1 protein-coding gene is annotated in these 9,954 nt (G+C 61.5%); it reads left to right on the top strand.

Annotated features, from left to right (window positions below; translation table 11 throughout):
• Nucleotides 1–9,954 (top strand): two-partner secretion domain-containing protein (locus BFP90_RS21405; protein ID WP_083203295.1); only part of this gene is annotated, 9,954 nt, incomplete at its 5' end.

Raw genomic sequence — 9,954 nt, 5'->3', positions numbered from 1 at the left:
ACCGAAGTGGCGGGGCAGTCGGCCAAGGTCATCGTGGCCAACCCGTACGGCGTGACCTGCGCCGGTTGCGGCTTTATCAACACGCCCAACGTCACCCTGACCACCGGCAAACCCATCATCGACCCGACCGGCCAGTTGAAAAGCTACCAGGTCGATGGCGGCGCGGTGACCATCGACGGCGAAGGCCTGAACGCCAGCAACGTCGACCGCTTCGACATCATCACCCGCTCGGCCAAGATCAACGCACAAATCAACGCCCGCGAACTCAACGTCATCGCCGGGCGCAACGACGTCGATGCACAAAGCCTGAAAACCACCGCCCGCGCCGATGACGGCAGCGCCAAACCCGAGCTGGCGATCGACTCGTCGGCCCTGGGCGGCATGTACGCTGGCGCGATCAAATTGGTGGGCACCGAGGCCGGTGTGGGCGTCAAGCTCGACGGCACCTTGGCGGCCAGTGGCGGCGATATCCAGCTCGACGCCAATGGGCGCCTGAGCATGGTCAATGCCAAGGCCAGCGAAGCGGTGGTGATCAAGGCCGACCAGCTTGACGCCACGGGTGCGGTGTATGCCGGTACCCGAATCGATGCGCAAACCACCACAGGCTTGAGCAACCAGAAAAGCCTCGCCGCGCGCGACAGCATCAGCCTGACCAGCAGCGGGCAGGTGATCAACAACGGCATCATCGAGGCCGGCGTGAATGCCGATGAAAGCCGCAATACCAACGGCGACGTCAACCTGACGGCGGCGAGCCTGAAAAACAGCCAAAGCGTGGTTGCCAGTCGCACCCTGACGGTCGCCGCTGCACAAACCCTGGATAACCAGGGCGGCACCTTGAGCGGTGTGAAAACCGTGGCCAGCGCAGGCCAGTTCGATAACCGGGGCGGCCGGGTTCTGGGGGCCGACGCGCTCAAGGTCAATGCCTCCGGCCTGGATAACCGAGCAGCTGGCTTGGTGCACAGCGATAACAGCACCGACGTCACGGTGACGGCGGCTCTGGATAACCGGAACGGCCGAGTAATAGGCCTCAAGAACCTGACGCTCAACGCCGGGCAATTGACCAACGATAACGGCTTGGTCGCGAGCCAACAGCAGGCCCAGCTAACCGCCGGGGCGTTGAGCAACCGGGCGGGCGAAATTTCCGCCCAGCACACCACCCTTAGCGCCACGTCGCTGGATAACCGTTCCGGCAAACTGCTGGGCAGCCAACTCAACTTGACCGCCAGCGGCGCCATTGATAACCGCCTGGGGATTTTCTCCGCCACCAGCCTGCTGACGGTGCAAGCCGCTAGCCTGGATAACAGCGACCAAGGCTCCGTCGCCAGCCAGGGCAACCTGACCGCGACCATCGCCGGGCTGCTCGACAATCACAATCAAGGCAACCTGGTCAGCCAAGGGGCCCAGCAGGTTCGGGTCGGTCAACTGAACAACGCCCAGGCTGGGCTGGTATCGAGTAAAACCACCCTGGCGCTGCAGGGCGATACCCTGGCCAACCAGGGCGGCCTAGTGATCGCTGATGGTGCATTGACCCTGACCGGTGGCAGCGTCGACAACAGCAATGGCGGCCAACTGAGCAGTGATAGCCGGTTGACGCTCAATGCCAACCATCTGGAAAACGGCGCCGGTCGAATCAGTGCCAAGGGTGATCTGCAGGCCACCGTCGGCGTGCTCAACCAGCAAGCGGGTGAGTTGGTCAGTGAAGGCGTGCTGAGCCTTACTGGCACCTCGGTGGACAACCGCAACGGCGGTCTCATTGCCGCCACCAACGGCGTTGATTTGCGCAGCCAAACCGTGCTCAACCAGCAAGGCGAGATCTCCAGCCAGGCCAAGGTGCTGCTGGTGGCCGACCAGTTGAACAACAACGCCGGCAAGGTGATTGGTGACAGCGGCTTGAGCCTGACCGTGCAACGCCTGCTCAACCAGAGCAAAGGCCTGCTGGCGGGACGTGAGGGCCTCGTACTGAACGGCGGTCAACTGGATAACAGCTTGGGCGGCCGCATCACCAGCCAGAAAGGCCTGAATATCAACCTGACCGGTGACCTGCTCAACCATGACCAAGGCACCTTGCTCAGTGAAGGCGCGTTAACGGTGAAGGCTGGCACGCTGGACAACCGACAGGGCGGCATTCTGTCCGCCGCCAACGCGCTGTCGATCACAACCGACGGCCAACTGAACAATCAGGCGGGCAAGCTGCTGGCCGATGGCACGGCCACCCTGGTGAGCGCTGCGCTGAACAACAGCCAGGGCGGTGTGATCAGCGCCAAGCAACAGGTTGACGTGCGCAGCGCAGGGCTGGACAACAGCCAGCGCGGCAGCATCAGCAGTGACGCCGGCATCACCCTCAATGCCGGGCAACTGGACAACAGCCAGCAAGGTTCGATCTTTGCCAAGTCCACGGTCAAGGCCACCCTGACCGGGCTCGACCAGCATGACCGTGGCGAATTGGTCAGCGATACCCACATCGATCTGGACTTGAACCATGGGCAACTGATCAACCGCGATCACGGGCTGATTGCGACCCCCGGCCAATTGCTGCTGAGCAACCTGGGCAGCGTCGACAACAGCCAGGGCGGCGAGATTTCCAGCACCCAATCCTTCCTGTTGACGGCCGACGCGCTGAACAACCGGGGCGGCAAAGTCATCAGTGGCGACAGCCTTCAGGTGCGCATCGCCAAGGCGCTGGATAACAGCCTCGAAGGTGTGTTGTCAGCCAGGCACCTCTTGCAGGTGGATGCCGATAGCCTGGACAACCAGGCCGGTGGCGCCCTCGCCAGCCGTGGCGCGCTGGACCTGAAGGTCACAGGCCTTCTCGACAACCATAACCAGGGGCTGATTTCTGCTGCTACCGCGCTGACTACAACCTCCGGCTCATTGAACAACAGCGACAAGGGCCGTCTCTCGGCCGGCACGCTGCAGACTCTCAACACCGGCGCGCTGGATAACCGCCAGGGCGGGCAACTGGTCAGCGATGGCAGCCTGACAATCACCGCAGCTGATGTGGATAACCGCAGCGGCGTGATCGGCAGCCAGCACGCCTTGAACCTGACCGTCGCCAACCTCGACAACAGTGCGGGCCTGATCAACAGCCAAAGCGATCTCACCTTGGTGGGCCAGCGTGTGGACTCAAGCCAGGGCGGAGAAATCTCGTCCAAGGGCGACTTGAAACTCACGGTCCAGAAGCTGATCCAGCGCCAGGGCCGCTTGATCGGCGAACGCGCCGTGAGCCTCGACCTGCAAGGCGGCGATCTGGACAACAGCGCGGGCTTGATCAGCGCCAATGGACCGTTGACCTTCGCGCGCCTGGCCAACCTGACCAACCGTGAACAAGGCGAAATCTCCAGCCAGGCGGGGTTCAGCGTGGCCGCCAAGCGCATTGATAACGGTGGTCGCGGGGTCATCCTCAGTGCCGATCAATTGCGTCTCGAAGCGGATGCCGTGGTCAACGCTGACAAGGGTTTGATCTCCGGCTGGAATGGCCTGACGGTCGTCGGGGGCAGCCTGGACAACAGCGCCGAAGGCACGTTGTCGAGCAAGAGCGGTACCCTGCTCACCACGCTCACCGGCACGCTGGATAACCACGCGGCAGGTGCCCTGGTCAGTCAGGGCACGCAAACCATCAGCGCGGCGAGCCTGAACAATGATCAAGGGATCATCTCAGGCCAGGCGGATGTCAGCCTCACCGTCGCCGGGCGCCTGGACAACAGCAACGGCGGCTTGATTTCCGCCGGTCAACACCTGGGTTTCAACCATGCCCAGAGTGAAATCCTCAACCGTGGCGGCCAGATCAGTGCTGCCAACATCACCCTGGTTGGCCAAAGCCTGGACAACAGCGCTGGTCAACTGATCAGCCAGGGCACCCTGGAAGGCACCCTCAGCGGTGCGCTGATCAACGCCAACAACGCCCGTCTGGCCAGTGGCGCAGCCCTGCTGCTGAACGCGTCGAGCCTGGACAACCGGGGCGGCCAACTGGTCAGCCAGGACCGGCTCGACCTGACCCTCGCCGACGATCTGGATAACCGCGACAAAGGCACCCTCGCCAGCCAGAAAGACCTGGTGATCAAGCTGTTGGCCGGTGACATCAACAACCAGCAGGACGGCCTGATTTTCAGCCAGAAGGGCAAGCTCGATCTGGCCGCCCGTACCCTGAATAACCAGAAAGGCACGCTGCAAAGCCAAGTCGATAACCGGCTACGTCTGAGTGGCGACCTGAACAACCAGGGCGGCCGGGTCGACAGCCTCAGTGGCAACCTGGACCTGCAAACCGCCAGTGTGGTCAACACCGCCGGCGGCATACTCAACAGCAGCAAGGGCTGGATCAAACTGGTCAGCGGCCTGTTCGACAACGGCAGCGGGATCACCCAGGCGCAATCGCTGGACATCACCGCCAACGGCGGCTTGCTCAACCAACTGGGGCACCTCTCGGCCCTGGGCGGTGAAAACCGTATCGTCACCAGCACCTTGAATAACCAGGGTGGCGGTGTGTATGCCGATACCTTGCTCAAGGTCACGGCCCAGGATTTCGATAACCAGGGCACGGCTGCCGGCAATGGCGGCAAGGTCGGCGCGCGCACCATCGACTTCGGCCTGACAGGCGCCCTGAGCAACCGCTTTGGCCTGATCGAAAGCGACGACACCCTGGGCCTCACCGCGCAAACCATCAGCAACGTGGGCGGTACGCTGCGGGCCATGGGCCGCACCGGTTCCACCCGCATCAGCACACTGGGGCTGTTCGATAACCGCCTCGGTGCGCTGGAAAGCGCCAACGAAGCGCTCGACCTGCAAGCGGCCAGCCTGGACAACAACGGCGGGCGCATCGTGCACACCGGCAGCGGCACATTCGACCTGACGTCCGACCAGGTCACCCGTGCCGGCGGCAGCTTCGTCACCAGCGGCCAACTGGACATCACGGCCGCCAAGTGGACCAACAGCAGCGTAATTCAGGCCGCACGCCTGAACCTCGACATCGGCGAGTTCACCCAGACCGCCAGCGGCCAGTTGCTGGGCGCACAAAGCCTGACCGGCGTCGGCGGCACCTGGACCAACGAAGGCCTGCTGGCCAGCGATGGCACCCTCAACCTGACACTGACCGGTGGCTACAGCGGCAACGGCCGCATCAGCAGCCTGGGCGCCATGAGCCTCACCAGCGCCCGCATGGAGCTGGGCGATAACGCACGCATTGCCGGCGGTGCACTTACCCAGGTCAACAGCACCACCCTGAACAATCGCGGGCGCCTGACCGCCATCGGTGACCTGACCGTCAACGCCACCACCTTGAACAACTACGGCACCCTGGGCGGCGCTGGAAAGGTCCGCCTGAACGCCACTCACCTGCTCAACGAAAAGGGCCTGGTCTTCAGCGGCAACGACATGACGTTGCGCGTCAATGATTTCAGCAACCGCTATGGCGACGTCTACAGCCTGGGCGGCCTGGACATCGCCCGCGACGACGCCAACGGGCGCAGCGTCCTGATCGAAAACGTCTCCGGCACCCTGGAAAGCACCGGCAACATGCGTTTGCTGGCCGACACCCTGAGCAACCGCCGCGACCAATTCAGCACCGAAATGAAACTGGTATCGGGCAGCTTCGACACCTACTACGACGACTTCTGTGACGGCAAGGGCTGTGAAGTGCACTTCCGCTCGGTTGAGCGCTACGAGGACGTCGTCACCGGCAGTTCCCCCACGGCGTATATCTCATCGGGTGCAGGCCTGACCGTTGGGGCGCAAACCGTCGACAACCTCTACAGCTCAATCTCGGCTGCGGGCAATATCCAGATCGATACCGGTGTACTGAACAACACAGGCGCAGCAGGTGGCGAAGATCGCCACTTCGACTCGGAGTTCTATACCCGCAACGACAGCGTCTACAACACGTTTATCACGCGCAGGGATCAGTTCAACCTCTACAACAACCCCAACTCGGCCGACTACCGTCCCGGCGAAATGACCATCGCCAAGCTGAGAGACGGGATCGGTAACTTCTATAACGATTCCAGTTATGTCGTCGCCACCGCTGGACGTGTGATTGCCCCCGCTGTTATTCAGGCGGCTGGATCCGTCACTGTTAACGCCACGCAGCAAATCAACAACAGCGTGATCCGCGCCAACGCCACGGATATCAATACGCCGGCGCAAAACCGCAACATTAACTCCGACGTGTTTGCCTCCACGGTCAAACCGGCGATCACTGCGCAACTGCCGCCGGACCTGGCCCAGCGTCAGGTCAACCCGGTGACCTTGCCTGGCTTCAGTTTGCCGACCAGTCAGAACGGCTTGTTCCGCCTCAGCGGCCAGGCCGCAAAGGCCGGCGCAGCGGGTAAAACCGCCACCGGCAGCGCTGATTTCAGCGTGAACGGGCGAGTGGTCAGCGCCGCCGAGCGCGAGAAAACCCTCGACTACAGCGCCGTGCAAGAGCGCGGCTTCAGCCTCGATGGCCAGCCGGTCAGCGGCGCGGTCACTGGCCAGGGCCCGCGGGTGCTGGACAGCCGCGCGCCTTCGGTCACCCGCGTGCAGGGTGTGCCGGACATTGCCCCGGTGGATAACAGCCACAAATACCTGATCGAAACCAACCCGGCGCTCACTGACCTCAAGCAGTTCATGAGCTCCGACTACCTGCTCGGCAAACTCGGCTACAACCCTGACGCCAGCTGGAAGCGCCTGGGCGACGGCCTCTACGAACAACGCCTGATCCGCGAAGCCGTGGTCGCCCGCACCGGCCAGCGCTACATCAACGGCCTCGCCAGCGACGACGCGCTGTTCCGCTACCTGATGGACAACGCCATCTCCTACAAGGACTCGCTCAACCTGCAACTGGGCGTGTCGCTGACCGCCGAGCAAGTGGCGGCGCTGACCCACGACATCGTCTGGATGGAAGAGGCCGAGGTCAACGGCGAGAAAGTCCTGACCCCCGTGCTTTACCTGGCCCAGGCCAACAACCGCCTGGCCCCCAACGGCGCGCTGATCCAGGGCCAGGACGTGAGCCTGATCAGCGGTGGCGACCTGCACAACAGCGGCACCCTGCGCGCCACCAACAACCTGAGCATGGTCGCGGGCAACATCGACAACAGCGGCCTGATGCAAGCCGGCAACCGCCTGGAAATGCTCGCCACCGACTCGATCCGCAACAGCCGTGGCGGCATCATCACCGGCCGCGACATCAGCGCCACGGCCGTGACCGGCGACATCATCAACGAGCGCACCGTCACCACCTTCAAGCGTGACGGCGAGCGATTCCAACTGCGCGACGACGTGGTCAGCGATGCCTCGCGCTTCGAAGCGACCGATACCTTGAGGCTTAACGCCGGCCGGGATGTGCTCAACGTAGGCAGCACGCTGAAAGCGGGCGGCAACGCCAGTGTGACCGCGGGCCGCGACGTAGTGATCGCCAGCCAGACCGAAGAAGACAGCGCCGCCTACCAGCGCCGCCGGGTCAAGAGCACCGAACAAACCCTCCTGCAACACGGCTCCAGCGTGGAGGTGGGCGGCAACCTCGCCATCGACGCCCGACGCGACATCGCCGTGGTCGCCAGCACCGTCAGCGCGGCCAAAGACCTCAGCGTCAAAGCCGGCGAAAACCTGACCCTGGCCGCTGCCGCCAACGAACAGCACGACTACTCCAAAGGCAAAAAAGGCCAGACCAAAACCACCACCCAACTGGACAGCGTCACCCAACAAAGCGCCGAACTCAAAGCCGGCGGCGACCTGATCGCCGTAGCCGGCACCGACCTGACCCTGGTCGCGAGCAAAATCAGCGCAGGCAACGAAGCCTACGTGCATGCCGACAACGAACTGCAACTGCTGGCCGCGCAAGACAGTCACTATTCGCTGTATGACATGAGCAAGAAGGGCAATTGGGGCAGCAAGAAGACCCAGCGGGATGAAGTGACCGATGTGAAGAATGTCGGGAGCGAGATCAAGACGGGGGCTGACCTGACGCTGGAAAGTGGTGGGGATCAGAAGTATCAGGCTGCGAAGCTCGACAGTGGCGGGGATATTGCGATTGTCAGTGGTGGGGCGGTGACGTTTGAGGCGGTGAAGGATCTGCACGACGAGAGCCACACCAAGAGCAAGGGTGACCTCGCCTGGACCAGCTCCAAGGGTAAGGGGAATACCGACGAGACGCTACGTCAGACGCAGATGATTGCAGAAGGCAGCGTCGTGATCAAAGCCGTCGATGGCTTGAAGATTGATATCAAACACATCGATCAGAATACGGTTAGCCAGACGATTGATGTAATGGTTAAAGCCGACCCGCAACTGGCTTGGTTAAAAGAGGCCGAGCAGCGTGGAGACGTGGATTGGCGCCAGGTTAAAGAACTGCACGACAGTTTCAAATATAGCAATTCAGGCTTAGGCGCCGGCGCACAAATCATCATTGCGATCATTGTTACGTACTTCACGATGGGGGCCGCCAGCGGTGTAATCGCCTCTACGGGGGTGGGGACGTCGATGGCTAGTGCCACGGCTGCTTCTACCGCCGTGTCTGCTGCAGGCTGGGCCAATGCTGCGGGCAGCGTCATAGCGGGTGGCATGGCGAGTAACGCTACGATCAGCGCCATCAATAACCGGGGCAACCTGAGCACCGTCTTCAAGGATGTCACTTCCAGCGATGCGATGAGGGGCTATGTAGTATCCGGTGTAACGGCTGGCTTGACTGCTGGTGTATATGACAAATGGACCGGCACTCAGACCGGCACTTCCACTGCACTATCCAACTCAGGTGCGGTTGCGACCGTGAGTCCGTTGAGCACTTGGCAAGGCGTGGGGCAGTTCACGACTAACCAGGTACTGCAAAACGGTACGTCCGTATTGCTGGATCGAGCGCTCGGAGGGGAGGGCCGCCTGGGTGATGCGTTGCAAAATAGCTTGGCCAATGCATTCGCGGCCTACGGTTTCAACCTGATTGGCGATACCACCAGAGGTCACTTGGCCGATGGGGGCATCGCCAAGATCGGGCTACATGCAGTGATGGGCGGGTTGGCGGCTGAGGCCTCGGGAGGGGATTTCCGCACGGGCGCCCTGGCAGCTGGCGTGAATGAGGCATTGGTAGATAGCCTTTACAAGAACTACGCCGACATGCCCGATGACCAGAAGAAACGTTTACTGGTCATGAATTCGCAGGTGGTCGGTGTACTTGCTGCATCGGTACAGAGCGGTGCTGACGCTGAAAGTCTGCAAACGGGCGCATGGGTGGCGGGTAGTGCGACACAGTACAACTACCTGTTTCACCAGGAAGTGGAGGAGATGACTGAGGAGGTTGCTAGCAAGAAAACCGAGGCTGAAAAAAACGAGGTGCGTGCCCGCTACGCGCAACTTGACGGAGCTAGAGACGCGGAGCTGCGGTCGGTTTGCCAAGCTGCTCCCGCTGCATGTGATGCAGTATCAAATCGTTTAATCGCGGATGAGCCCAAGCTGCGTGAGTTGGCCAAATCGCTCTATGCACAAGGTCATACCAGTGAAGCCACTACGATTGCGGCAATTATCATCAGCAATAACACCTCGGCGACGTTAACGATAGCAACGGAACTGGCGGCATTGCGGGATGGTGACCAGTCTTCATTCTGGGACGCTGCTGCTGGTACATTACTAGGCGCGTCGCTTGGAGGTATGAGGCCGGGTGGAGGTGGCGTCGGTGCAAAAGCGACAGGCAAACTGCCTGTTCCCAACGATCTTCCGACAAATATCCATGCAGGACAGCAGGGGAAACATATCAAAGGCCACAATAACTTTGAGGAAGGACGTAGTTATTTTAATAATGGCGTCGACCCGGCTGAACTTTTAGGTGGAGTCCACAGTGGTAAATATCCGATTGTTGGTTCCGGGGCTCGTGGTAACCCGATTGTGGATTTTGGAAGACCGATAGGTATTGACGGACGGACAGGGCAGCCTGTAACCAAAGGTCAAGTCCACTATGGGAAAAATGGTGCCCATATTGTTCCAGATGCGAGGAACTAA

It is taken from the genome of Pseudomonas sp. 24 E 13, from assembly GCF_900004715.1.
Taxonomy (GTDB): domain Bacteria; phylum Pseudomonadota; class Gammaproteobacteria; order Pseudomonadales; family Pseudomonadaceae; genus Aquipseudomonas; species Aquipseudomonas orientalis_A.
The sequence above is the reverse complement of the archived record's forward strand: the minus strand, read 5'-3'. Positions and strand labels throughout refer to the sequence as shown.